The 24705-nt window shown below is 67.4% G+C and carries 22 protein-coding genes; 19 read left to right on the top strand and 3 right to left on the bottom strand.

What is annotated here, in order from left to right:
- The first annotated feature begins 242 nt into the window (after nt 1-242).
- The 5 genes from eat (at nt 243) to HMPREF2886_RS16270 (ending at nt 5543) form a co-directional block, all read left to right on the top strand.
- Nucleotides 243-1691, top strand: a complete 1449-nt coding sequence (gene eat / locus HMPREF2886_RS16290) for an ethanolamine permease (protein ID WP_003093230.1) — start codon at nt 243-245, stop codon at nt 1689-1691.
- Between the two features lie 58 nt (nt 1692-1749).
- Nucleotides 1750-3144, top strand: a complete 1395-nt coding sequence (locus tag HMPREF2886_RS16285; protein WP_033969718.1) for an ethanolamine ammonia-lyase subunit EutB — start codon at nt 1750-1752, stop codon at nt 3142-3144.
- A 10-nt stretch (nt 3145-3154) separates the two neighbouring features.
- Entirely contained in the window at nt 3155-3976 is an 822-nt protein-coding gene (eutC, locus tag HMPREF2886_RS16280) for an ethanolamine ammonia-lyase subunit EutC (RefSeq protein ID WP_058179531.1), read from the top strand.
- A gap of 162 nt (nt 3977-4138) precedes the next feature.
- Nucleotides 4139-4600 (top strand): GNAT family N-acetyltransferase, encoded by a 462-nt coding sequence (locus HMPREF2886_RS16275; RefSeq protein ID WP_003093235.1) that lies wholly within the window; start codon nt 4139-4141, stop codon nt 4598-4600.
- A 49-nt stretch (nt 4601-4649) separates the two neighbouring features.
- The gene (locus HMPREF2886_RS16270) at nt 4650-5543 is read left to right on the top strand and encodes a substrate-binding periplasmic protein (protein WP_033977683.1); all 894 of its coding nucleotides are present in this window, start codon (nt 4650-4652) and stop codon (nt 5541-5543) included.
- On the opposite strand, the gene HMPREF2886_RS16265 is transcribed toward HMPREF2886_RS16270, so the two are convergent.
- Nucleotides 5436-7019, bottom strand: a complete 1584-nt coding sequence (locus tag HMPREF2886_RS16265) for a protein kinase family protein (RefSeq protein WP_070747847.1) — start codon at nt 7017-7019, stop codon at nt 5436-5438. The genes HMPREF2886_RS16270 and HMPREF2886_RS16265 overlap by 108 nt on opposite strands.
- Nucleotides 7020-7212: 193 nt before the next feature.
- Here HMPREF2886_RS16265 and HMPREF2886_RS16260 point away from each other — a divergent pair, with 193 nt between their 5' ends.
- The 3 genes from HMPREF2886_RS16260 (at nt 7213) to ppa (ending at nt 9318) form a co-directional block, all read left to right on the top strand.
- The gene (locus tag HMPREF2886_RS16260; RefSeq protein ID WP_003093241.1) at nt 7213-7878 is read left to right on the top strand and encodes a DedA family protein; all 666 of its coding nucleotides are present in this window, start codon (nt 7213-7215) and stop codon (nt 7876-7878) included.
- Between the two features lie 2 nt (nt 7879-7880).
- Nucleotides 7881-8711, top strand: a complete 831-nt coding sequence (locus HMPREF2886_RS16255) for a M90 family metallopeptidase (RefSeq protein ID WP_070747844.1) — start codon at nt 7881-7883, stop codon at nt 8709-8711.
- Between the two features lie 79 nt (nt 8712-8790).
- Nucleotides 8791-9318, top strand: coding sequence for an inorganic diphosphatase (gene ppa / locus HMPREF2886_RS16250; RefSeq protein ID WP_003093248.1), 528 nt, complete (start codon nt 8791-8793; stop codon nt 9316-9318).
- A gap of 91 nt (nt 9319-9409) precedes the next feature.
- On the opposite strand, the gene HMPREF2886_RS16245 is transcribed toward ppa, so the two are convergent.
- Complete coding sequence (locus tag HMPREF2886_RS16245; RefSeq protein ID WP_070747841.1) at nt 9410-10126, bottom strand: response regulator transcription factor; 717 nt, start codon at nt 10124-10126, stop codon at nt 9410-9412.
- 195 nt (nt 10127-10321) lie between these two features.
- Here HMPREF2886_RS16245 and mucE point away from each other — a divergent pair, with 195 nt between their 5' ends.
- The 8 genes from mucE to HMPREF2886_RS16205 all read left to right on the top strand — a co-directional run bounded on the left by mucE (nt 10322) and on the right by HMPREF2886_RS16205 (nt 19977).
- Entirely contained in the window at nt 10322-10591 is a 270-nt protein-coding gene (mucE, locus tag HMPREF2886_RS16240) for a mucoid induction factor MucE (protein ID WP_033969710.1), read from the top strand.
- Nucleotides 10592-10936: 345 nt separating this feature from the next.
- Complete coding sequence (aqpZ, locus tag HMPREF2886_RS16235; protein WP_003110518.1) at nt 10937-11626, top strand: aquaporin Z; 690 nt, start codon at nt 10937-10939, stop codon at nt 11624-11626.
- Between the two features lie 165 nt (nt 11627-11791).
- Nucleotides 11792-12790, top strand: a complete 999-nt coding sequence (locus tag HMPREF2886_RS16230) for a FecR family protein (protein ID WP_042170614.1) — start codon at nt 11792-11794, stop codon at nt 12788-12790.
- A gap of 18 nt (nt 12791-12808) precedes the next feature.
- Nucleotides 12809-15109, top strand: coding sequence for a CHASE2 domain-containing protein (locus HMPREF2886_RS16225; RefSeq protein ID WP_033977689.1), 2301 nt, complete (start codon nt 12809-12811; stop codon nt 15107-15109).
- 401 nt (nt 15110-15510) lie between these two features.
- A complete protein-coding gene (locus HMPREF2886_RS16220) occupies nt 15511-16437 on the top strand; it encodes an ABC transporter ATP-binding protein (RefSeq protein WP_033969700.1) in 927 nt (308 codons plus the stop codon).
- On the top strand, nt 16434-17168 hold the full coding sequence (locus HMPREF2886_RS16215) for an ABC transporter permease subunit (RefSeq protein ID WP_033969696.1): 735 nt from the start codon (nt 16434-16436) through the stop codon (nt 17166-17168). Before HMPREF2886_RS16220 ends, HMPREF2886_RS16215 begins: the two co-directional genes overlap by 4 nt.
- 9 nt (nt 17169-17177) lie before the next feature.
- Nucleotides 17178-18968 (top strand): GldG family protein, encoded by a 1791-nt coding sequence (locus HMPREF2886_RS16210; protein WP_070747838.1) that lies wholly within the window; start codon nt 17178-17180, stop codon nt 18966-18968.
- Between the two features lies 1 nt (nt 18969).
- On the top strand, nt 18970-19977 hold the full coding sequence (locus tag HMPREF2886_RS16205; protein ID WP_070747835.1) for a DUF4340 domain-containing protein: 1008 nt from the start codon (nt 18970-18972) through the stop codon (nt 19975-19977).
- 232 nt (nt 19978-20209) lie between these two features.
- On the opposite strand, the gene HMPREF2886_RS16200 is transcribed toward HMPREF2886_RS16205, so the two are convergent.
- Complete coding sequence (locus HMPREF2886_RS16200; RefSeq protein ID WP_070747833.1) at nt 20210-21379, bottom strand: enolase C-terminal domain-like protein; 1170 nt, start codon at nt 21377-21379, stop codon at nt 20210-20212.
- 157 nt (nt 21380-21536) lie between these two features.
- Here HMPREF2886_RS16200 and HMPREF2886_RS16195 point away from each other — a divergent pair, with 157 nt between their 5' ends.
- The 3 genes from HMPREF2886_RS16195 (at nt 21537) to dxs (ending at nt 24655) form a co-directional block, all read left to right on the top strand.
- Nucleotides 21537-21779, top strand: coding sequence for an exodeoxyribonuclease VII small subunit (locus tag HMPREF2886_RS16195; RefSeq protein WP_033969687.1), 243 nt, complete (start codon nt 21537-21539; stop codon nt 21777-21779).
- A complete protein-coding gene (gene ispA / locus HMPREF2886_RS16190; protein WP_058018190.1) occupies nt 21776-22663 on the top strand; it encodes a (2E,6E)-farnesyl diphosphate synthase in 888 nt (295 codons plus the stop codon). The genes HMPREF2886_RS16195 and ispA overlap by 4 nt, the downstream gene beginning before the upstream one ends.
- A gap of 108 nt (nt 22664-22771) precedes the next feature.
- Nucleotides 22772-24655: a 1-deoxy-D-xylulose-5-phosphate synthase gene (dxs, locus tag HMPREF2886_RS16185; RefSeq protein WP_070747830.1), complete on the top strand. Its 1884-nt coding sequence runs from the start codon at nt 22772-22774 to the stop codon at nt 24653-24655.
- The last annotated feature ends 50 nt before the right edge of the window (nt 24656-24705 follow it).

Here is a 24705-nt window from a genome sequence, read left to right as displayed (position 1 = left end):
GTGAGCTACGACATCAACCCGCTGGGCTTCTTCTAGGACCCCGGACCGGCCGCGACCGCTCTTTCCCGGAGCGGTCGCGCCGGCTCGCGAAACACGCCGCCGAGGCTGACGGCGGCGCCCCTTCCACCTCCTCGCCAAGCCGATTGCAGAGCGGCTGGCATAGCTATTGCCTGCGTTCACCACGTACAGCACACCACCGGGAAAACCGGGGTCGATAACAACAAGATTGAGGTGAAAAACCCATGTCCCTCGAACAAACCGGCCATGCGCCCGCAACTTCCGGGGTCGACTTCGAAAGCGTCGACGCCGACTACTTCCAACACCGTCAACTGAAGAAAGGCGCCGCCGGCTGGGTCCTGCTGGTCGGGCTCGGCGTCGCCTACGTGATCTCCGGTGACTACGCCGGCTGGAACTTCGGCCTGGCCCAGGGCGGCTGGGGCGGGATGTTCCTCGCCACCCTGCTGATGGCCACCATGTACCTGTGCATGTGCTTCTCGCTCGCCGAGCTGTCTTCGATGATCCCTACCGCCGGCGGCGGCTACGGCTTCGCCCGCAGCGCCTTCGGGCCCTGGGGCGGCTTCCTCACCGGCACCGCGATCCTCATCGAATACGCCATCGCCCCGGCGGCCATCGCCTGCTTCATCGGCGCCTACTGCGAGTCGCTGTTCGGCGTCGGCGGCTGGCTGATCTACCTGGTGTTCTACATCGTGTTCATCGGCATCCACATCCTCGGCGCCGGCGAGGCGCTGAAGCTGATGTTCGTCATCACCGCGGTGGCGGCCATCGCCCTCGGCGTGTTCATTGTCGCGATGGTTCCGCACTTCGACTCGGCCAACCTGTTCAACATCCCGCAGACCGCGGCGACCGGCGCCAGCAGCTTCCTGCCGTTCGGCTATGTCGGGGTCTGGGCGGCGATCCCCTACGCGATCTGGTTCTTCCTCGCCGTCGAAGGCGTGCCGCTGGCCGCCGAGGAAACCAAGAACCCCAAGCGCGACCTGCCGCGCGGCCTGATCGGCGCCATGTTGGTGCTTCTCGCCTTCGCCGCACTGATTCTGGTCGTCGGTCCCGGGGCCGCCGGAGCCAAGGAGCTGATGGGTTCGGGCAATCCCCTGGTGGAAGCGCTGGAGTCGGCCTACAAGGGTTCGACCTGGATGAGCCAGTTCGTCAACCTGGTCGGCCTGGCCGGGCTGATCGCCAGCTTCTTCTCGATCATCTATGCCTACTCGCGGCAGATCTTCGCCCTCTCCCGCGCCGGCTACCTGCCGCGCAGCCTCTCGCTGACCAACCGCAAGAAGGCGCCGGTACTGGCCCTGGTGGTGCCGGGGGTAATCGGCTTCGGCCTGTCGCTGACCGGCCAGGGCGACCTGCTGATCCTGGTCGCGGTGTTCGGCGCGACCATCTCCTACGTGCTGATGATGGCCGCGCACATCACCCTGCGCATCCGCCGCCCGGACATGCAGCGCCCCTACCGCACCCCTGGCGGCATCCTCACCTCCGGCGTAGCCCTGGCGCTGGCCTGCGTCGCGGTGGTCGCTGGCTTCCTGGTCGACCCGCGGGTCGTGGTCGGCGCGGTGGCGATCTACGCTGTACTGATCGGCTACTTCGCCCTGTACAGTCGGCATCACCTGGTGTCCGGCACCCCGGAAGAGGAGTTCGCCGCGATCCAGGCGGCGGAACAGGACCTGCGCTGAGAGCGACAACGACAAAGCCCGGCCCGCCGCATGGCGAGGCCGGGCACTGGAGACACACATGGCACGTTTCACCCATAGCGTCGGCGGCGAGACCTACCGCTTCGACAGCCTCAAGGACGTGATGGCCAAGGCCAGCCCCGCGCGCTCCGGCGATTTCCTCGCCGGCGTCGCGGCGAGCAACGACGGCGAGCGGGTCGCCGCGCAGATGGCCCTGGCCGACATCCCGCTCAAACACTTCCTCGACGAGGCGCTGATTCCCTACGAGGACGACGAGGTCACCCGCCTGATCGTCGATACCCACCAGCGCGACGCCTTCGCCCCGGTGTCCCATCTCACCGTCGGCGGCTTCCGCGACTGGCTGCTCGGCGACGCCGCCGACGAGGCCAGCCTGCGCGCCCTGGCTCCGGGCCTGACGCCGGAAATGGCAGCGGCGGTATCGAAGATCATGCGTGTCCAGGACCTGGTCCTGGTGGCGCAGAAGATCCGCGTGGTCACCCGCTTCCGCAACACCCTCGGCCTTCGCGGCCGGCTCTCCACCCGCCTGCAACCGAACCACCCGACCGACGACCCGGCCGGAATCGCCGCGAGCATCCTCGACGGCCTGCTGTTCGGCAATGGCGACGCGATGCTCGGGATCAATCCTGCCACCGACAGCATGGCCTCGATCTGCGCCCTGCTGGAGATGCTCGACGCGATCATCCAGCGCTACGAGATTCCCACCCAGGCCTGCGTGCTGACCCACGTCACCAGCTCCATCGAGGCGATCAACCGCGGCGTGCCGCTGGACCTGGTGTTCCAGTCGATCGCCGGCACCGAGGCGGCCAATGCCAGCTTCGGCATCAGCCTGAAGATCCTCCAGGAAGGCTACGAGGCCGGGCTCAGCCAGAAGCGCGGCACCCTAGGCAACAATCTGATGTACTTCGAGACCGGCCAGGGCAGCGCGCTCTCGGCCAACGCCCACCACGGCGTCGACCAGCAGACCTGCGAGACCCGCGCCTATGCGGTGGCTCGTCACTTCAAGCCGTTCCTGGTGAACACCGTGGTCGGCTTCATCGGTCCCGAGTACCTGTACAACGGCAAGCAGATCATCCGCGCCGGCCTGGAAGACCACTTCTGCGGCAAGCTGCTCGGCGTGCCGATGGGTTGCGACATCTGCTATACCAACCATGCCGAGGCCGACCAGGACGACATGGACATGCTCCTGACCCTGCTGGGCGTCGCCGGGATCAACTTCATCATGGGCATTCCCGGCTCCGACGACGTGATGCTCAACTACCAGACCACCTCCTTCCACGACGCCCTCTATGCGCGCCAGACGCTGGGCCTGAAGCCGGCGCCGGAATTCGAGGACTGGTTGCAGCGGATGGGAATCTTCACCCAGGCCGACGGGCGCATCCGCTTCGGTGACGAGTTACCGCCGGCGTTCCGCCAGGCCCTGGCGCAACTGGCCTGAGGAGATGCCGATGAACGACAAGCACCTGCCCGACGCCAGCGCCGAGAACCCCTGGCTGCCGCTGCGCCAGCTGACCCCCGCGCGGATCGCCCTGGGCCGCACCGGCACCAGCCTGCCGACCCGCCCGCAACTGGACTTCCAGTACGCCCACGCCCAGGCGCGCGACGCCGTGCACCTGTCCTTCGACCATGCGGCCATCAGCGACGGCCTGCGCCAACGCGGCCGCGACAGCCTGCTGCTGCACAGCGCCGCCGCCGACCGCCACGTCTACCTGCAACGCCCGGACCTCGGCCGGCGCCTCGACGAGGCCTCGGTGCAACGCCTGCGCGAGCACGCCGCCGGCTACGACGGGCAGATCGACCTGGCCATCGTGGTCGCCGACGGCCTCTCCGCGCTGGCCGTGCAGCGTCACACCCTGCCCTTCCTCGAACGCCTGGAGGAACAGGCGCTGGCCGAAGGCTGGTCGCTGTCCCCGGTGGTCCTGGTGGAACAGGGACGGGTGGCGGTGGCCGACGAGATCGGCGAATTGCTGCGGGCGAAGATGAGCGTGATCCTGATCGGCGAGCGTCCCGGCCTCAGCTCGCCGGACAGCCTCGGCCTGTACTTCACCTGGGCCCCGCGGGTCGGCCTCACCGATGCCTATCGCAACTGCATCTCCAACGTCCGCCTGGAAGGCCTCAGCTACGGCATGGCCGCGCACCGCCTGCTCTACCTGATGCGCGAGGCCTGCCGGCGGCAGCTTTCCGGGGTCAACCTGAAGGACGAGGCGGAGGTCCAGGCGCTGGACGGCGAGGCTCCGCGCACCGGCAACTTCCTCCTGGCGAGGGACTGAGCCTCCCGGCCGAAGGATGGGCCGGCGCGCGTCGCCCCTCCTTCAGCCGATTCAAACGTTCGCTTGGATTGCGCTTTCCAGGGAGATTGGGCAGCATCGAAGCGTTGCTGGCATGCAGCCTGCATCGTCCCGGCAGCCCCTTCCCGCAATGCGAGGCCCGTCATGCGAATCGTGCAAGCCACCCTCGAACACCTCGACCTGCTGGCGCCGCTGTTCGTCAAGTACCGCGAATTCTACGGCATGCTCTCCTACCCCGAGTCCTCGCGGAAATTCCTCGAGAAACGCCTGCGCCGCAAGGAATCGGTGATCTACCTGGCGCTGGCCGACGAAGAAGACCGCCTGCTCGGTTTCTGCCAGCTCTATCCGAGCTTCTCCTCGCTGTCGCTCAAGCGCGTCTGGATCCTCAACGACATCTACGTCGCCGAGGAGGCGCGCCGGCAACTGGTCGCCGACCACCTGCTGCAACACGCCAAGCAGATGGCCCGGGAAACCCATGCGGTGCGCATGCGTGTCTCCACCAGCGTCGACAACGAGGTAGCGCAGAAAGTCTACGAGTCGATCGGCTTCCGCGAAGACCAGGAGTTCAAGAACTACACCCTGCCGATCAGCGACGAACTAAGCTGAAGACAAAGGCACGGCACTTCCCAACCGATCGCTCAGAGCAGAGGCATCCATGGGTTCGCGCACCTGGCACTGGCCCGGCGTCCTGCTCGGCCTGCTCCTGGCCACGGCCGGCGCGCAGGCCGACACCCTGCGCGTGGCGACCCTCGACTGGGCGCCCTACGTCGGCCCCGACCTGCCGGGCAAGGGCCTCGCCAGCCGCATCCTCGACGAAGCCCTGGCCCTCGACGGACACCGCGCCGAACTGGTGTTCCTGCCCTGGCAACGTGCCCTGAAGGAAGCCGCCGAGGGGCGCTTCGATGCTCTCATGCCGGCCTACCTGTCGCCCGAGCGGCGCGAACTGTTCCACGCCACCATCCCCCTGCTCGACTCGCAACTGGGCTTCTTCCGCCAGCGCGAGCGCCTGCTGCCGGTCAATCCCGCGCATCTGGAAAGCCTGCGTCCGTACCGCATCGGCGTGGTCCGCGGCTACGTCAACCGGGAGGATTTCGACGCCGACCGCAGCCTGACCAAGGACGCGGTGACCAACGACTGGCAGAACCTCGAGAAGCTCCTGCGCGGGCGTATCGACCTGGCCGTGGTCGATCGCTACACCGGCTACCACCTGCTGGCGCGCAACGTGCCGGCTCTGAAGGATCGCCTGGTGTTCATCGAACCACCGCTGGAGGTCAAGCCGCTCTATGTACTGGTGCCGAAAAGACATGCCCGCGGCGCCGCCCTTGCCGCCAGCCTCGACCGCAACCTGCGCCTGATGCGTCGCAGCGGCCGGCTGGAACAACTGATCGCCGAAGCGCACCTCGAACGCAGCGGGCAGACCCGCACGCTGGCCGTCGATCCCTTAACCGGCCAGGCCGACCAGCAGCGCGGCCCCGACCAGAAGCAGGACCATGGCCAGCACGCCCCGTTGCAACCGGCGTGGAGCAAAGACCCGCTGGGGATGCGCTAGCGGCTTCTGCAAGGCCAGCCAGAATTCCGACAACGCTTCGAAGCGCGCCTCCGGACGCGGCGCCAGGGCCCGCGCCAATACCCCGTCCCAGCCGACCGGCAGGTCCGCCTGACGCTCGCCCAGGGGCTCGTAGCGGCATCCGCCGTCGCTCTCCGGGCAGGCGATCGACGGCCAGCGACCGCAGAGCAGCCAATAGAACAGCGCCGCCAGGGCGAACTGGTCGGCCCGGCCATCGACCGCCTCGCCGCGACGCAACTCCGGCGCCAGTGGCACGCTGTCCGCAGGCAGCGCCTGGCGCGCCACGCCCGGCAGGATAGCCGCCGCCTCGGGGAGGAACAGCAGGCGCCCGCCCTCGTCCAGCAGGATCTGCCGCGGCGCCAGCCACAAGCCCTGTACGCCGCGCCGCTGCATGGCGCGAACCGCATCGATAAGTTGCTCCAGGAGGACCAGCGCGCATTGCGGTTCCAGCGGCAGGTGCGCTGGCGCCCAATCCAGCAGGCTGCGCATCGGCCAGCGCGGCGGAGCGAACAACTGGAAGGCATGACGACGCAACCGGGGCGACGACAATACTCGCGGCAGGCTCTCCGCACGGCAGCGCCGCAGTGCCCATTCGCGCTGCCAGAACGCTTCGTCGGCATCGGCCGCCGCGAGCAGCAGCAACGCCTCGCGTCCTTGCTCGTCGCAGGCGCGGAACAGCCGCCCGGGCGGGCCGAACGCGCAAGCCGCCTGCAAGGTCCAGCCATCCACGCAGTCGCCGGGACAGGCCGCGCCCAGCGCTGGCCAGCCGGTATGCCGTGGCGCCGCCGGGGCGCGTTCGAGCGCTCCCGGCAAGACCAGCGCCACCGCCCCCGGCGCATGCAGCAACGGCTGCAGCACGCCCTCCAGGCGCCCCGTGGCCAGCCCCGCACAACGCTCTCCGAGGGCGCGCAGGTCGGCCACTTCGAGCAGCGGCTGGGGCGCCAGCAACAAGGGCTCGCCGGCCACCTGGGTCAGGTTGTGCTGGACCAGCGCCAGCTCCGCGCTGCTACCCAGCGGCTGGCCGCTCCCGCCCAGGCGCTGCAGGCTGCCCTGGCGATAACGCAGCAGGCCGACGGCGCCGCACTGGAAAAAGTGCACGCCTCCGGCATGGACCAGCAGCAACCCCGCCGCCAGCTCGAGCACGCCCGGCTCTCCTTCGCGGCGCCTGCGATACAATTGCATGTTCAGCGAAGCCAGGACCTGCCGCGCCGCCTGCGCTTCCGGCCAACCCTCGGGGGTACAGGCGTAGTCGGCGAACAGGGCGTCGAGATGGCCTTCGATGGCCTGCACCACGTTGGCGCAACCGCGTCCCCAGAGCAGCGCCAGGAGAAAGGCCGGAGCCCGTCCGGGGCGAGGCGCGAGCCATTCGGCGCGAACCCGCGCGGCCTGCCCCGGGAGGTCGCGCCCGGCGCCCAGGGCGAGACTGAGCGGTGGCTGGGCAAAAGCCTGGAGTGTCATCGCACGCCCTTCCCTGCTAGAAATTTCTCCTGCTCTTGCAGACTTTATGCCGATCAATTTCGGAAAAATTGCCGAAACATCCTGCAATCAGTGGTTTTGCCGGGATCGCGACAAACAGCCCCCCACCCATCCGGACGCCCCCCTATAATGGCGGCCCTCTGCCGCTCAACGCGTTGTCTCCGCAGGTTGCTCAATGGACTTCAACCCAATCGATCTGATTCTCCACCTGGATACCTACCTGGCCATGCTGGTCAGCAACTATGGCGTCTGGATCTACGCCATCCTGTTCCTGGTGATCTTCTGTGAAACCGGCCTGGTGGTGACTCCGTTCCTCCCCGGCGACTCGCTGCTGTTCATCGCCGGCGCCATCTGCGCCACCGGCGGCATGGACCCGTGGCTGCTCGGCGGGCTGCTGATGGTCGCGGCGATCACCGGCGACAGCACCAACTACGTGATCGGCCGGACCCTCGGCAAGCGGCTGTTCAGCAACCCGGACTCGAAGGTATTCCGCCGCGACTACCTCGACCGCACCCATGAGTTCTACGAACGCCACGGCGGCAAGACCGTGACCCTGGCGCGCTTCCTGCCCATCGTGCGGACCTTCGCGCCCTTCGTCGCCGGCATGGCGAAGATGCACTACCCGCGCTTCGTCATGTTCAGCGTGGTCGGCACCGTGGCCTGGGTCGGCGGCCTGGTGACCCTGGGCTACTTCTTCGGCAACGTGCCGTTCATCAAGAAGAACCTGTCGCTGCTGGTGATCGGCATCATCCTGCTGTCGCTGCTGCCGATGATCCTCGGCTTCATTCGCCATCGCCTGCAGGCGAGCGCCGCCAAACAGGCCAAGGCCCAGAGCGACTGAGCATGTGGTCGTTCCGCGCCTGGCGGCGCCGACGCCTGCTGGAGCGCCACCCGGTGGCCGAAGAACTCTGGCTGCGGGTCCGCCGGCACCTGCCGATCCTCGACGGCCTGCACGCCGACGAGGACCGCCGCCTGCGCGAGCGGGCCGTGCTGTTTCTCGCCGACAAGCACCTGACCGCGCTCGCCGGCGTCGATCTCGACGACTTCGGCCGCCTGCTGCTGGGGGCGCAGGCGCAACTGCCGCTGTTGCACCTGCCGGAGCTGAACTGGTACCAGGGCTTCCACGAGCTGGTGCTGTATCCCGACGATTTCGTCAGCCCGCAGAAACACCGCGACGCCAGCGGCGTAGTCCATGAGTTCGACGACGAACGCAGCGGCGAGACGTCCTTGCAAGGGCCGGTGGTCCTGGCCTGGCCCGGCGTCGTCGGCGGGGGTGGCTGGGATGCCTACAACCTGGTGATCCACGAACTGGCGCACAAGCTGGACATGCTCAACGGCGACGCCAACGGCCTGCCGCCGCTGCACGCCGGCATGCGCATCGGCGACTGGGCGAACGCCATGCAGGCCGCCTACGACGAGATGAACGCCCTGCTCGACCGCGATCCCGACGCACAGACCGCCATCGATCCCTACGCGGCGGAAGATCCGGCGGAGTTCTTCGCCGTGACCAGCGAGTATTTCTTCACCGCCCCGGATCTCCTCCACGAAGCCTACCCGGCGGTGTACCGGCAGCTCCAGCTGTTCTACCGACAGGACCCGCTGCAACGCCTGCGCCGCCTGCAGGCCGAGCATCCGGACTATCGCGAGGCGGCGGGCGACACGACTAACGGCTGAATGCCGGTACATGGCATCGACAACCGAATATGCCTATAATCGCGGCCTCTTTTTTGGCCAGAAACCTCTGGAGTCACCCATGAGCTACAGCAAGATCCCGGCCGGCAAGGACCTGCCGAACGACATCTACGTCGCTATCGAGATTCCGGCCAACCATGCGCCGATCAAGTACGAGATCGACAAGGACACCGACTGCCTGTTCGTCGACCGTTTCATGGCCACCCCGATGTTCTACCCGGCCAACTACGGCTTCATCCCGAACACCCTGGCCGACGACGGCGACCCGCTGGACGTGCTGGTGGTGACCCCCTATCCGGTCGCTCCCGGTTCGGTGATCCGCGCGCGTCCGGTTGGCGTCCTGCACATGACCGACGAGGCAGGCGGCGACGCCAAGCTGATCGCCGTGCCGCACGACAAGCTGAGCGTCCTGTACAAGGACGTGAAGGAATACACCGACCTGCCGGCCCTGCTGCTGGAGCAGATCAAGCACTTCTTCGAGAACTACAAGGATCTCGAGAAGGGCAAGTGGGTCAAGGTCGAAGGTTGGGGCAATGCCGACGCCGCCCGCGCCGAGATCACCAAGGCCGTGGCCGCGTTCCAGAAGTAAGCGCGCCTCGCCGAAAAGAAGCCCCGCAGCCGCGGGGCTTTTTCATTCTCCCTCGCCGACCGCCAAGGTCGGTCTCGCCACCCCGCTCCGCTCAGTCGACCGTCGCCACGCTCTCCAACCGATATCCGTAGCCATAGATGGTCAGCAACTGCCAACCGCGCTCGGCGGTCAGGCCAAGCTTGTTGCGCAGGCGATAGATGTGGGTATCCAGCGGCCGCGAGGACAACACTTCCTCGTGGGGCCAGAAGCGCTCGTAGAGATATTCCCGCGACAACGGCCGCCCCAGGTTGGCGAACAGGCAGCGGGCCAGGCGGTATTCGCGCTCGGTCAGGCTGATCGGCGCGCCGGCCCGGGTCACGGTCAGCTCGGCATCGTCGAAGCTGAGGTCGTTGAAAGTCTGCACCTCATGCTGCGCGGGACGCGCTCCCCCGTGGCGACGCAGCACGGCGGCTACCCGCGCCTTCAGTTCGTTGGGCCGGAACGGCTTGCTGACATAGTCGTCGGCGCCGCTGTTCAACGCCTGCACGATGTCCTGTTCGGCGTCACGGCTGGTCAGCATGATCGCCGGCGGCGGCGCATCCAGATGCTCGCGGCTCCAGCGCAGCAATTGCAGGCCGCTGAGGTCCGGCAGTTGCCAGTCGAGGATCAGCAGGTCGAAGGTTTCCCGCTTGAGCTGCTTGAGCAGGTCCTCGCCACGGGCGAAACGGTGCACCGTCCAGGCCTGCTCGCCCTGCGCGGGTATCTGCTGCAGGGTCTGCTCGACCCGGTCCAGTTCGGCCGACTCGTCGTCCAGTATCGCGACACGCATAAAAAGCTGGTCCTGTTCAATCGGGCCAACGCCCCTTTTTCGCTCCAGGAACGGCGAACTACGTACAAATCTGAAGAATTGTGACGAATCTCTCTGGTCGCGACCAGCCCTTGATAGCCTGATTCCAAATAGCCATTAAGCGGGACGAAGAGCCCGCGAGCCAGCGCCAGCCTGACCTATCAAGGAGTCGTAGCCATGGGTTTCCGGCCAGTTAGCCAACGTTTGCGTGACATCAATCTGCAGGCCCTGGGCAAGTTTTCCTGCCTCGCCCTGGTCCTCGGCCTGGAATCGGTAAGCCATCCGGCCGGCCCGGTCCAGGCCCCGTCGTTCAGCCAGGGCACCGCCAGCCCGACCTTCGCCACTCCGCTCGGCCTCGACGGCCCGGCGCGCGCCAGGGCCGAGATGTGGAACGTCGGCCTGTCCGGCGCCGTCAGCGTACGCGACGAGTTGCGCTGGGTGTTTTGAGCGCGACGAATCTGAAATAGCGCGGAAGAATCTGAAGAAATATGGCAAATCTCACAGCAGACAAATCGCGCTTGGTAGATTTCCAACCGCTGAGTAGGCCAAGGAGCAAATGGATTGCTCCGACACAGGGATGTGTAAACCCGCTCCGGCGGGCCGTGGGACGAGACCACTCGAACCACAGTCAGGGGTCGGTAACGGACGATCGCCCCAGGCAACCGAGCCAATCCCCCAGGGCTGGCTTCGACACACGGATGTGTCATCTCCCCTTCCTTGTTCGAATCATCCCCTCCCGCTATCCGGACGCCTCGATCCGCGTCCCATCCTGGATCTGAAAAGGACCTCATCATGAAGCAATACGGAGCAGAGTTCTTCGGCACCTTCTGGCTGGTATTGGGCGGCTGCGGCAGCGCAGTGCTCGCCGCCGGCGTACCGGAACTGGGAATCGGCTATCTCGGCGTGGCCCTGGCGTTCGGCCTCAGCGTGCTGACCATGGCCTATGCCATCGGCCCGATCTCCGGCGCCCACCTGAACCCCGCGGTATCGGTAGGCCTGTGGGTCGGTGGGCGCTTCCCGGCCAGCCAACTGTTGCCCTATATCGTCGCCCAGGTCCTCGGTGGCCTCGCTGCCGGCGGCGTGCTGTACCTGATCGCCAGCGGCAAGGCCGGCTTCGACCTGGCCGCCGGCTTCGCCTCCAACGGCTACGGCGAACACTCGCCGGGCGGCTACTCGTTGCAGGCCGCGCTGGTCAGCGAAGTGGTACTCACCGGCATGTTCCTGCTGATCATCCTCGGCGCCACCTCCAAGCGCGCGCCGCAGGGCTTCGCGCCGATCGCCATCGGCCTGACCCTGACCCTGATCCACCTGATCAGCATCCCGGTCACCAACACCTCGGTGAACCCGGCGCGCAGCACCGCGGTTGCCCTGTACGTCGGCGACTGGGCGGTTTCCCAGCTGTGGCTGTTCTGGGTCGCGCCGATTCTCGGTGCGGTACTCGGCGCCCTGGCCTATCGCCTGATCGGCGACAAGAACGACTGAACCGAAGCGCCCGGCCCAACCGCCAGGCGCTGCGGCCGAGGAAACGTCAAGGGAGCCTGCGGGCTCCCGATGTCGTTGCAAGGATTGCGAAACCGGCGCCCGATCAGGCAGATTGCAGCCTGACCGGATCGCCAGCGATACCTGACCCGCCGCCCAGTGAAGCCTATGACAGCCCTCGTGACTCCCCGATTCCTCCTCCCGGCTTGCGCCGCCCTGGCGCTGGGCGGGCTGTTGACGCTGCTCGCCGCGCCCCTCGCGGCCGCGCCGGCCAAGACGAAACGGCCGCCGTTCATCGAGCAGGGCGAGACGTGCCTGCCCCAGCCGCTCCCCGCCAGCGTGCTCTATCTCGCCGGCGACGCCTGGAAGCTCGACGCCAAGGGCCAGCAGACACCCCTGGAAGAAGGCATGGACATCGACGAACTGGAAGGCGTCAAGACCTCTCCGACCGCCTTCGTCAGCCTGCTGCTCGGCGACGGCAGCCGCATCGTCCTGCCCTCCAGTTCGGAAGTCACCCTGCACCTCGACGAGGATACCGGCATTCCGCAGATCGCCCTGCGCGCGGGGCAGGTCGAGTCCTATGTCCTGAAGAGAAAGAGCGATCACGACCGCTTCCAGGTGCTGACCCCGGTCGGCGTGCTGGGCGTGCGCGGTACCCACTTCCGCGCCCGCACCGAAGACGGCCAGGCGCTGACCGAAGTGCTCGACGGACGCGTCGCGGTGAACCGCGAACTGACCAGCGACGACCTGCCGCTCAACGGCAGGCGTCCGACCCGCAAAGCGGCGCAGGCCGAGCCGGACGAGGACGTGCTGGTGGATGCCCGCCGTGGCCTGAAGGTCAAGCCGCAGGGCAAGCTGACCCCGGTCGACCTGCTGCCCGCCCCGCAATTGCGCGGCCAGGGCGGCGAGCACGGCGAGTCGCCGGTTTGGAAGCTCTATCTTGCCCCGCTGCACGGAGCCAAGCGCTACCGAGCCCAGGTAGCCAGCGATCCGGACTTCCTACGCATCCAGCAGGAGCGTTTCTCGAGCACCCCGGAAGTCAGTTTCAGCGGACTCAAGGCGGCCTTCTACCACGTCCGTCTCTCGGCCTTCGACAACGACGGCCTGGAGGGCGAGACCAGCGTCTACGACATTCTCTACTACCCGCGAGGCGGCAGTGCCCGATAGGGCGCCGGGGCCTCGCCGATGAAAGCGCTCGACCGCCAGGACGAGCCCAGCCAGGCGCAGCGGCTGTTCCGCGGCCTGGTGCGCGAATGGCTGCTGGTCAGCCTGCTGCTCCTTCCGCTCACCGCCGTGCTTTCGCTGAGCAGCGGCCTGCCGCTGAACAACCTGCTCTACGACCGCCTGCGCAACCTCGCCCCGCTGGCCGTCGATCCGCGCATCCTCGTCGTTGCCATCGACGACCGCAGCCTGGAAAGCCTCGGTCGCTGGCCCTGGCCGCGCAGCGTCCACGCCGAGCTGCTGGATCGCCTGGCCGCCGCCGGCGCACGCAGCGTACTGCTCGACGTGATCTTCAGCGAGCCCTCCTCCAATCCGGACAGCGACCGCCAGTTGGCAAGCTCGCTGTGCCGGGCCGGCAACGTCCTCCTGCCGCTGCTGCGCGAAAGCGTGCCGCGCTACGGCGAACCGCCACGGGAGATACCGCCGACCGCGCCGCTGGCCGGCTGCGCCGCCGGCATCGGGCATATCAACGTCGAGGCGGACAGCGACGGCACGGTGCGCAGCGTCTACCTGCGCGAAGGACCGCTCGGCCAGCCGCGCCCGCTGCTCGCCTGGCAAGCATTCGCCGATGCCGGCGCCATGCCCATGCCCGGCCTCGACGACATGCGCAACCTGCCCGGCTGGCAGCGTGACCACGCCATCCGCATTCCCTTCATCGGTGCCGACGCGGGCTTCCCCAGCGTGCCCTACGTCAGCGTGTTGCGCGGCGAGGTGCCGGACAGCCTGCTGCGCGACCGCCTGATCCTGGTCGGCGCCACTGCGCCGGGCCTCGGCGACCGCTATGTCACCCCGCTGTCGGCCAGCCTCGGCACCACGCCGGGGGTGGAGATCCAGGCCAACATCCTCAACGGCCTGTTGCAGCAGCGCACCGCCGTCGACCTGCAACCCTGGCTCGCCGCCTTGCTCTCCGCCGCCGGCGTAGCGCTGCTGCTCGGCCTGATGCTGTTCCGCTCGCGCCACGCCTTGCTCCTCACCCTGGCCTGCGCGGCCCTGGCCCTGGGTCTTTCCTGGGCGCTGCTACTGAACGGCTGGTGGTGGTCGCCGCTGGCCAGCCTGGTCGGTCTGCTGCTGGCCTACCTGATCTGGAGCTGGCGCCGGCTGAACGCGGTGCTCGCCTACTTCGGCTGGGAACTGGCGCGTCTCGACCGCGAGCCCAAGGTGCTGCCCGAGCGGGCCAGCCCCCCGCGCACCGGCGACGATCCATTGCAGAACCGCATCGCCGCCCTGGAACAGGCGGTCAGCCGCACCCGCGACAGCCGACGGTTCATGGCCGACGGCCTGGAAGGCCTGCCGGTGGCGACCCTGATCTGCGACCCGCAGGGGCAAATCCTGCTGGCCAACCGCAAGGCACGCGACCTGTTCGGCTGCGAGTTGCGCGGCGACGAGCTGCGCCAGCGCCTGGCCGAACTCGGCCATCCGAGCCTCGCCGGCGGCGCCCGTCCCACGCTGGAAACCCTGGAAGCCATCGAGTTCCGCGACCATCGGGAACGCGACCTGCGCCTCGACCTGGCGCGCCTGCTGCCGGTCGAAAGCGAAACCGCCATCGGCTGGCTGGCGAGCCTGATCGACCTGAGCGCCGAACGCGATGCAGAGCGCCAGCGCGCCACCCTCCTGCGCTTCCTCTCCCATGACCTGCGCGCGCCGCACTCGGCGATCCTCGCCCTGCTCGACGTCCGCCCCGCCGAGGACGAGGCCGGCCAGCAGGTCTACCGCCAGATAGAGCAGCAGGTCCGTCGCGCCCTGGGCCTGACCGATGCCTTCGTGCAACTGGCCAAGGCCGAGTCCGACGCCTACCGCTTCGAAGCGTGCATGTTCACCATGCTGGCGATGGATGCGGCCGACCAGCTCTGGCCCCTCGCGCAGCAGAAGGACATCGACCTGCGGCGCGACTGGGACGACGAGCAGGAACCGATGGTCTGGGCCGACCCCGGCCTGCTCACGCGCGCCCTGTTCAACCTGCTGGAGAATGCGGTCAAGTACAGCCCGGCGGGGACCGTCGTCAGCCTGAGCATCCGCCTCGAAGGCGACTGGCTGAGCTGCCGGATCGTCGACCAGGGCAAAGGTATCGCGGCCGCCGAACTGCCGCGCCTGTTCAGCCAGTACCAGCGCTTCGCGTCCGCCGAGGGCAGCGCCGGCCTGGGCCTGGGGCTGGCCATGGTCAAGACGGTGATCGACCGGCACGGCGGCAGGATCGGCTGCCAGAGCCAGGTTGGCCAGGGCACGACCTTCGAGATTCGCCTTCCGCTGCTGAAAGGCGAGGAATAACCGGTACTGGCGGAAGTCAGTCTTCCTCCAACTTGCATTGGTCTCGAAGTTCGGAATATCCAGGCGGCCGGGTTATTCCGCTTCCCGGCTATCGAAACGGCAACTGCCCTTCCTCATGAAACTCCGCAGGGGGAATCGACGCGCCCCCAACATAGGCACCAGTGAGCACGACATGGCTACGTTCCCGCAGCGGAACCGAGGCGCTGCGCCAGCTACAGCCCCCCTGGAAGTCTCGACAACCTCCATCTTTTAACGATAGCTCGTAGGAAGTTTCCCAAAAATATAAGTAACCAATCTCAAAAAGACCCCGCCGGAAAAACCAGCCAATAACTCCCGGTAATCTACCGCGCTCATGCAGTTCCCTACGCCTAACAGCAAACGGCTCAACTTCCAGTGAAACCATGATCGACATAGACAGACTGAGCAAACGCTTTTCCGGCCGGACGGTGGTGAACGACCTGAGCTTCCGCATCGACCGGGGAGAGATCGTCGGTCTCCTCGGCCCCAACGGGGCGGGCAAGTCGACCACCCTGAAGATGCTTTCCGGCTTCCTCGCGCCGAGCGCCGGCAGCGTGCGCATCTTCGGCTTCGACATGCAGGAAAAGGCGCGCCAGGCGCAGAAGCTGATCGGCTACCTGCCGGAGAACGCTCCCAGCTACGGAGAAATGACGGTCGAGGGCTTCCTCGCCTTCGTCGCTTCCATCCGCGACTACAGCGGACGGGAAAAACGTCGGCGCATCGACAGCGCCATGGACTGCATGGAGCTGCGGGATGAGCGCAGGAGCATCATCGAGACCCTGTCCAAGGGCTTCAAGCGCCGCGTCGCGCTGGCCCAGGCGATCCTCCACGATCCCGAGCTGCTCCTGCTCGACGAGCCCACCGACGGTCTCGACCCGAACCAGAAGCACCAGGTACGGCAACTGGTGAAGAACCTCTCGGAGAGCAAGATCGTGGTGATTTCCACGCACATCCTCGAGGAAGTCTCGTTCATGTGCAGCCGCGCCCTGGTGATCAACGGCGGCCGCCTGCTGGCCGACAACACCCCGGGCGAACTCAGGACCCGCAGCCGCTACCACCATGCCGTCAGCCTCAGCATCGAAGCACCGGTAGACCCGCTGGCCATCGCCATGCTCCCCGGCGTCGCCGGTATCGAAGGACGCCCCGACCGGGCCGGCACCCTGACCATCCTGGCCCGCCCCGGCGCGCAGATCCTTCCCGCGCTCAACCGCCTGATCCACGGCAACGGCTGGCGGGTATCCGGGGTGCGTACCGAACACGGCCAACTGGAAGAAGTGTTCCGCCAACTGACCCGAGAAACCCCCGCATGACCGCCATCGGCACCATTTTCAGACGCGAGCTGGGCAGCTACTTCGCCACGCCGCTCGCCTATGTGTTCACCCTGGTATTCCTCGTCCTCTCCGGCGTGGCCACCTTCTACCTGGGCGATTTCCTCGAGCGCGGCCAGGCCGACCTGGCGCCGTTCTTTTCCAGCCTGCCCTGGCTCTACCTCCTGCTGATCCCCGCGCTGGCCATGCGCCTGTGGGCCGAGGAGCGCAAGTCCGGCTCCATCGAGATGCTGATGACCCTGCCCGTCTCCCGCGCCACCCTGGTCACCGGCAAGTTCCTCGCAGCCTGGTTCTGCGCCGGGCTGGCGTTGCTGCTGACCTTCCCGATGCCACTGACGGTGAACTACCTCGGCTCGCCCGACAACGGCGCGATCATCGCCGGCTACCTGGCCGGCTGGCTGCTGTCCGGCGGCTACCTGGCCATCGGATCCTGCATGTCGGCGCTGGCGAAGAACCAGATCATCGCCTTTGCCCTGACCGTTCTCGTCTGCCTGCTGTTCGTCGGCGCCGGCACTCCCCACGTACAACAGGCGCTCTCCGGCTGGCTTCCGCAATGGCTGCTGGACGGCATTGCCTCGCTGAGCGTGCTGGTCCGTTTCGAGGCGCTCGGCCGGGGCGTGCTCGACGTCCGCGACCTGGCCTACTTCTGCAGCCTGATCGTCGCCTGGCTGGTCGCCACCACCATCGTCATCGACCTGAAAAAAGCGGCGTAGGAAACATCCATGAAACGAACCCTGTACTCGGGCGTCGGCCTGCTGCTGGTCGGCCTGCTGTTCCTCGCTTTCAACCTGCTGTCCAGCCTGCTGCTGCGCGACCAGCAGTTCGACCTCACCCAGCAGAAGCTCTACACCTTCAGCGCCGGCACCCAGGAAATCCTCGACAGTCTCGACGAACCGCTCAACCTCTACCTGTTCTTTTCGAAAAGCCGCGCCAATGACCTGCCCGCCCTGCGCAACTACGCCCGCCGCGTCGAGGAAGTGCTGGACCTCTATGCACGGCGGAGCCACGGCAATGTCCGATTGTTCGTGATCGATCCCCTGCCATTCTCCGACGACGAGGACCGTGCCGCGCGCTTCGGCCTGCAGGCGCCGCCCATCGGCCCGAATGGCGAAGCCATCTACTTTGGCCTGGCGGCCACCAACCCAACCGACGGCCTCCAGGTGATCCCGTTCTTCTCGCCGGAAGAAGAGCCGCTTCTGGAATACGATCTCAGCCGCCTGGTCCAGGCACTCGCACAGCGGGAACGCACGGTAGTCGGCCTGATGAGCTCGCTGCCGATGACCGGGCAGGCGCCCACCGACGGGCAGCCGGGCAGCCGGCCCTGGGCGATGATGGACAAGCTCTACCAACAGTTCGACATCCGCACCCTGGGGCTCGCCTCGACGGAAATCCCCGCCGACATCTCGGTATTGATGCTGGTGCACCCCAGGCAATTGTCCGAACAGACCCAATACGCCATCGACCAGTTCGTTCTGCGCGGCGGCAAGCTGCTGGCCTTCGTCGATCCACTGAGTCTCGCCGATGCAGACGCCGGGAAAGGCTCCGACCTGGCCCGGTTGCTGCGTTCCTGGGGCGTCCAGTTGCGACCGGATACCCTCCTGGCGGATGCCTCGTTCGCCATGATCAAGCCCAACGCCGAGCGTCGCCCGGAGCGCAATCCGACCTGGCTGCACCTCCCCGGCGACACCTTCCCCCACGACAACGTGCTGACCACCGGCCTGGAAAGCCTCAACCTCGCCACCGTTGGCCTGCTCGAGCCTCTCGACGAAGCCTCGACGCGCTTCATTCCGCTATTGCACAGCTCGGCGTACAGCATGCCGCTGTCGCTGGAACGCTTCCGCCAATCCTCGACGGAGCAACTCAACGCCACCCTGGTCCCGACCGGAGAACGCTACGTGCTGGCCGCAAAGGTCGAGGGGCCGGCAACGAGTGCCTTCGGGAAGCGAGGCGAAGGCCTGAGCGACAGCGCGAACATCCATGTGCTGTTGGTCGCCGATACGGACCTGCTGAGCAATCCGCTCTGGCTCCAGGAACAGACTGGGCATGGCGAGCCGCAGGTATGGGCGGACAACGACCTGTTCGTCGGCAATGCGCTCGACTACCTCTCCGGTTCGGACGCGCTGATCGACCTGCGCTCGCGAGGCCATACGAAGCGCCCGTTCACTCGCGTGGAAGCGCTTCGCCGCGAAGCCGGGCTGCGCGCCCAGGAACAGCTCAACGCGCTGAAACAAAGCCTCAACGACACCGACGAGAACCTGCGGACCTTGCAGCAATCGATGGACGCCGGCGAGCGGGAGGTAACCCCGGAAATGGAAGCGACGCTGCGCCGCTTCATCGATGACAAATTGCGCATCCGCCAGCAACTGCGTCAATTGCAGTTCCAGTTGAATGCCGATGTCGAGCGCCTGGCGGATCAGGTAAAACTGGCCAATACGGTCCTGGTGCCGGCACTGCTCAGCCTGCTCCTCCTGCTGCATTGGACCTGGCGCAGCATGCGCCGGAGGAGGAGCTGACATGCGCCTGCGTAACGTAGGGGGACTCGCTCTCGCCCTGGCGCTGTTCGCCGGAACCTTGGGCTGGCTCCACGAACGGCAGCAACCGCCCGCGCAACCGCCTGCGAGCCGCGCCTGGCTGCCAGGGCTGAAACCGCACCAGGTGACCGCACTGTGCATCGCCACCCCCGGCCAACCGACGATCCGCGCCAGGCGCGATGGCAAGGACTGGACGCTCGCCAGCAAGGACGGCTATCCCGCCTCGGGGGAAACCATCAGGCAGCTGTTGCGTAGCCTGGCCGACGCACGCCTGCTGGAGGAAAAGAGCGCCTCGCCGGAAAACCGCGAGCGCATGGGGCTCTCCGACCAGGGCAAGGGCCAGGCCAGCCGGATCACCCTGGAGCGCGGCGACGCAGCGCCCCTGGTCCTGTTACTCGGCAAGCGCACATCGCAGGGCGGGCAGTTGGTCAGGCAAGCCGACGATGAGCGGGCCTGGCTGATCGACCGGACCTTCGGCCTGCCGGTCAACGACCTGGCCCTGCTCGCCCCCCGACTGACCGACCTGCCGTTCGAACAGTTGCGCGAGCTGACACTGTCCTATGGCAACGGCGTACGACTGAAGATTTCCCGAGCCAGCGAACAGGACGATGGCATCCGCTTGCAACAGTTCCCATCCAGGCCACAGTTGATGGGCGAGGCGGAAGCGGAGCAGGCCGCACGCCTGTTCGCTGCGCTCAGGCTGCTGGAGGTCGCGCCGGCCAAGGCCTCGCGGCAGAAACCGCTGCTGACCTTCACGCTCAAGAGTTTCGCCGGCGGCACGCTGCAGGGCCAGCTTCTGGAACTGGAGCGCCAGTACTGGTTGCAACTGACCGACAGCAAGGGCTTCGCCGCCGGGCAGGTCTCAGCCGTCAAGGGTTGGCGCTACCGCGTGGAGGGCCTGAGCCCGGACACCGCTCCCGCACCCCAGCCACCCAAGGCATCGCCGGTGAAGAAAAGCAAGCCGGCCAAGCCCTCGTCGCCCAAGTGCTGAGCCCTCTCGCCAGGCGCCGCTCGGCAGCCGGCGAAACAGAGCCCCGCCGGATGCTGGGCAGGACCGGCCGAGTTTGCTAGAGTAGCGCCTCCTTCGCGAGCCCTCGGCTCGTCGATGCAGAATTCCTAAGGCAGGCGCGGCTTATCAGAAGTAAGCCAACCCCACCCCAGAAAAGCCGGCCACAAGCCGGCTTTTTTAATGCCTCCGCACAACCCCAGCCAACCGCCCTTCGCTAGGCCTCCAGGAGCTTGCGGAACAGCCCGGCAAGTGTCGCCTGGCGCTCGAAGCCGATACCGGGCGATTGTGGCAATCCCGCCAGTCCCGAGGAAAACGGCAGGGCACCGGCGAAATCGTCGAATGGCCGGAAAGCCGACGGCGTAGCCTCGGCCCAGCCCAGGCGCAGGGCCGCCACCAGGTGCAGGCTGAACAGGTAGCCGGCGTGCGGGCGGAAGGCCGCGCGCGGCCAACCCCGGGCGCACAGGTGGTCGAGTATCGCCAGGTAGCCCGGCAGGCCATAGCAATGCACGGGGTCGAAGACCAGCACGTCACGCTCCCGCCGCAAGCCGCCATAGAGGTCCAGCAGGCGAGCCTCGGCCAGGGAGAACAAGGCCTCGCCGGCACCGATGGGCCCCGGATAGCTATCCGCCACTTCGGCCTGGGTAGGGAAATCGTGGGGGTCGCAGATGTCCTCGAACCACCACAACCCCAGCGGCGCCAGGGCTTTCGCTGCGGCGACGGCGCCCCCCGCGTCGTAGCGGTTCATCGCGTCGACCGCCAGCCGCGAAGCGTCGCCGAGAACCCGCAGCGCCCTGTCGATACGGCGCCGGTCCTGGTCCAGCCCGGCCACGCCGATCTTGATCTTGGCATGGGTGTAGCCGAGATCGATGAAGCGCCGCAGTTCCTCTTCCAGGCGTCCCAGGTCGTCGTGCGGATAGGGGTAGCCGCCGCCGGCGTAGACCGGTACGCACTGCGGATAGTCCTCCGCCAGCCCCAGGCGTCGCGCCAGGAAGCGATGCAGCGGCAGGCCGGCAGCCTTGGCCGCGGCATCCCACAGCGCCATGTCCAGGGCGCCCACCGCGACGCAGCGTTCGCCGTGGCCGCCGGGCTTCTCGTCGCGCATCATCAGGTCCCAGGCACGCAACGGATCGATGCCACTGCCGTCGTCGCTCACCAGGCTGTCCGCCGAAGCCCCCAGCAGGCGCGGGGCGAAACGCTCGCGGATCAGTCCGCCCTGGGCGTAGCGCCCTACCGAGGCGTGACCGTAGCCGACGACACGCCGACCGTCGCGCACGACATCGGTGAGCACCGCCACCAGGCTGGTGCTCAACCCCCCGTCGGCGGCCGCCACGCCGGCGTAACGGGAAAGGGGAATGCTGCGTTCCCGGACCTCCTGGATGCGCATCGCCTGTCGGCTCCTCCTCGCTGGACCTCTCTCCACCTTAGCCAAGGCCGCCGCCATGGTCGCCCCGATCGATCGTAGCGACCTTCCGCCGATTTGCCCGGCCCCCGCCCCTCTGCTAGTGTCGCGGGGTTTTGTACACCTCGCCGAGACTCCCCCGATGGCCCGCAAGAAAACCCTCGATTTCGAACAGTCCCTCACCGAGCTGCAAACCCTGGTGGAACGCCTGGAAAGCGGCGAGCTGTCGCTGGAAGAGTCGCTGGGCGCCTTCGAGCAGGGCATCCGCCTGACCCGCGAATGCCAGACGTCGCTGAGCCAGGCCGAACAGAAGGTACGGATCCTCCTCGAACGCGACGGCGAGCTCAGCGAAGCGCCGTTCGATGCGGAAGGCGACGAGGCATGATCGCGGCCTACCAGGCGCGCTGCCAGGCGCGCGTCGATGCCGCCCTGGACGCCCTGTTCGTCGCCCCCCGCGAAGAACTGCAACGCCTCTACGAGGCCATGCGCTACAGCGTGATGAACGGTGGCAAGCGGGTTCGCCCGCTGCTCGCCTACGCTGCCTGCGAGGCCCTCGGCGGTGCGCCGCAGCGCGCCGACGCCGCGGCCTGCGCGGTGGAGCTGATCCATGCCTACTCGCTGGTCCACGACGACCTGCCGGCGATGGACGACGACGACCTGCGCCGTGGCCAGCCGACCACCCACCGGGCCTTCGACGAGGCCACCGCGATCCTCGCCGCCGACGGCTTGCAGGCGCTGGCCTTCGAAGTGCTCGCCGACACCCGGCGCAATCCGCAGGAACATGCCGTCTGTCTGGAAATGCTCACCCGCCTGGCGCGCGCCGCAGGCTCCGCCGGCATGGTCGGCGGCCAGGCGATCGACCTCGGCTCGGTCGGCGTAGCCCTCGACCAGGCGGCCCTGGAAGTCATGCACCGGCACAAGACCGGCGCGCTGATCGAAGCCAGCGTGCGCCTCGGCGCCCTCGCCAGCGGTCGCGCCGAGCCCGCCGCGCTGGCCGCCCTGGAGCGCTACGCCGAGGCGATCGGCCTGGCCTTCCAGGTGCAGGACGACATCCTCGACGTGGAAAGCGACACCGCCACCCTCGGCAAGACCCAGGGCAAGGACCAGGCGCACAACAAGCCGACCTATCCCGCCCTGCTCGGCCTGGAGGCAGCCAAAGGCTATGCCCTGGAGCTGCGCGACCAGGCCCTGGGCGCCCTCGACGGTTTTCCGCCGAGCGCCGACCCGCTGCGCCAACTGGCCCGCTACATCGTCGAGCGACGCAACTGACCGACGGGTCGTCGGAAGTCCCCGGCAAAGGTAGGGGCTCCCTTGCTTGGGCGCGGCCGGTGCATCAGGTAAACTGCTGGCCTCTCCGGATTGCATAACGACAGCCTGATGCCCAAGACGCTCCATGAGATTCCCCGCGAGCGCCCCGCCACGCCCCTGCTCGACCGCGCCTCCTCGCCGGCCGAACTGCGCCGGCTGGGCGAGGCGGACCTGGAAACCCTGGCCGACGAGCTGCGCCAGTACCTGCTGTATACCGTCGGCCAGACCGGCGGTCATTTCGGCGCCGGCCTCGGCGTGGTCGAGCTGACCATCGCCCTGCACTACGTCTTCGACACTCCGGACGACCGCCTGGTCTGGGACGTCGGCCACCAGGCCTATCCGCACAAGATCCTCACCGAACGCCGCGAGCTGATGGGCACCTTGCGCCAGAAGAACGGCCTGGCCGCCTTCCCGCGCCGCGCAGAGAGCGAGTACGACACCTTCGGCGTCGGCCACTCCAGCACCTCCATCAGCGCCGCCCTGGGCATGGCCATCGCCGCCCGCCTGCAAGGCAGGGAGCGCAAGTCGGTGGCCGTGATCGGCGACGGTGCGCTGACCGCCGGCATGGCCTTCGAGGCACTCAACCACGCCTCGGAAGTCGACGCCGACATGCTGGTGATCCTCAACGACAACGACATGTCGATCTCGCACAACGTCGGCGGACTCTCCAACTACCTCGCGAAGATCCTCTCCAGCCGCACCTACAGCAGCATGCGCGAAGGCAGCAAGAAGGTACTCTCGCGCCTGCCCGGGGCCTGGGAGATCGCCCGGCGCACCGAGGAGTACGCCAAGGGCATGCTGGTCCCCGGCACCCTGTTCGAAGAGCTCGGCTGGAACTACATCGGCCCGATCGACGGCCACGACCTGCCGACCCTGGTGGCTACCCTGCGCAACATGCGCGACATGAAGGGTCCGCAGTTCCTCCATGTGGTGACCAAGAAAGGCAAGGGCTTCGCCCCGGCCGAACTGGATCCGATCGGCTACCACGCGATCACCAAGCTGGAAGCTCCCGGCAGCGCGCCGAAGAAGACCGGCGGCCCCAAGTATTCCAGCGTCTTCGGCCAGTGGTTGTGCGACATGGCCGCCCAGGACGCGCGCCTGCTCGGCATCACCCCGGCGATGAAGGAAGGTTCCGACCTGGTGGCCTTCAGCGAACGCTACCCGGAACGCTACTTCGACGTCGCCATCGCCGAACAGCATGCCGTGACCCTGGCCGCCGGCATGGCCTGCGAGGGCATGAAGCCGGTGGTGGCGATCTACTCGACCTTCCTCCAGCGCGCCTACGACCAGTTGATCCATGACGTCGCCGTGCAGCACCTCGACGTGCTGTTCGCCATCGACCGCGCCGGCCTGGTCGGCGAGGACGGCCCGACCCACGCCGGCAGCTTCGACATCTCCTACCTGCGCTGCATTCCCGGCATGCTGGTGATGACCCCCAGCGACGAGGACGAGCTGCGCAAGCTGCTCACCACCGGCTACCTGTTCGATGGCCCGGCCGCGGTGCGCTATCCGCGCGGCAGCGGCCCCAACCACCCGATCGATCCGGACCTGCAACCGGTGGAGATCGGCAAGGGCGTGGTCCGTCGGCGCGGCGGCAGGGTCGCACTGCTGGTCTTCGGCGTGCAGTTGGCGGAGGCGATGAAGGTCGCCGAAAGCCTCGACGCCACGGTCGTCGACATGCGTTTCGTCAAACCCCTCGACGAAGCCCTGGTAGGCGAACTGGCGGGCAGCCACGAACTGCTGGTGACCATCGAGGAAAACGCCGTGATGGGCGGCGCCGGCTCGGCGGTCGGCGAGTTCCTCGCCAGCGAGGGCCTCGAAGTCCCGCTGCTGCAACTGGGCCTGCCCGACTACTACGTCGAACACGCCAAGCCCAGCGAGATGCTCGCCGAATGCGGCCTGGATGCCGCGGGCATCGAAAAGGCGGTACGCCAGCGTCTCGACCGGCAATAGCACCAAACCCAGCGACAACGGCGGATAACCGCGTTGCGGTTATTCGCCCT

It is taken from the genome of Pseudomonas sp. HMSC066A08 (genome assembly GCF_001813025.1).
Lineage (GTDB): Bacteria > Pseudomonadota > Gammaproteobacteria > Pseudomonadales > Pseudomonadaceae > Pseudomonas > Pseudomonas aeruginosa.
This window is presented reverse-complemented; position numbering and strand designations above follow the sequence as displayed.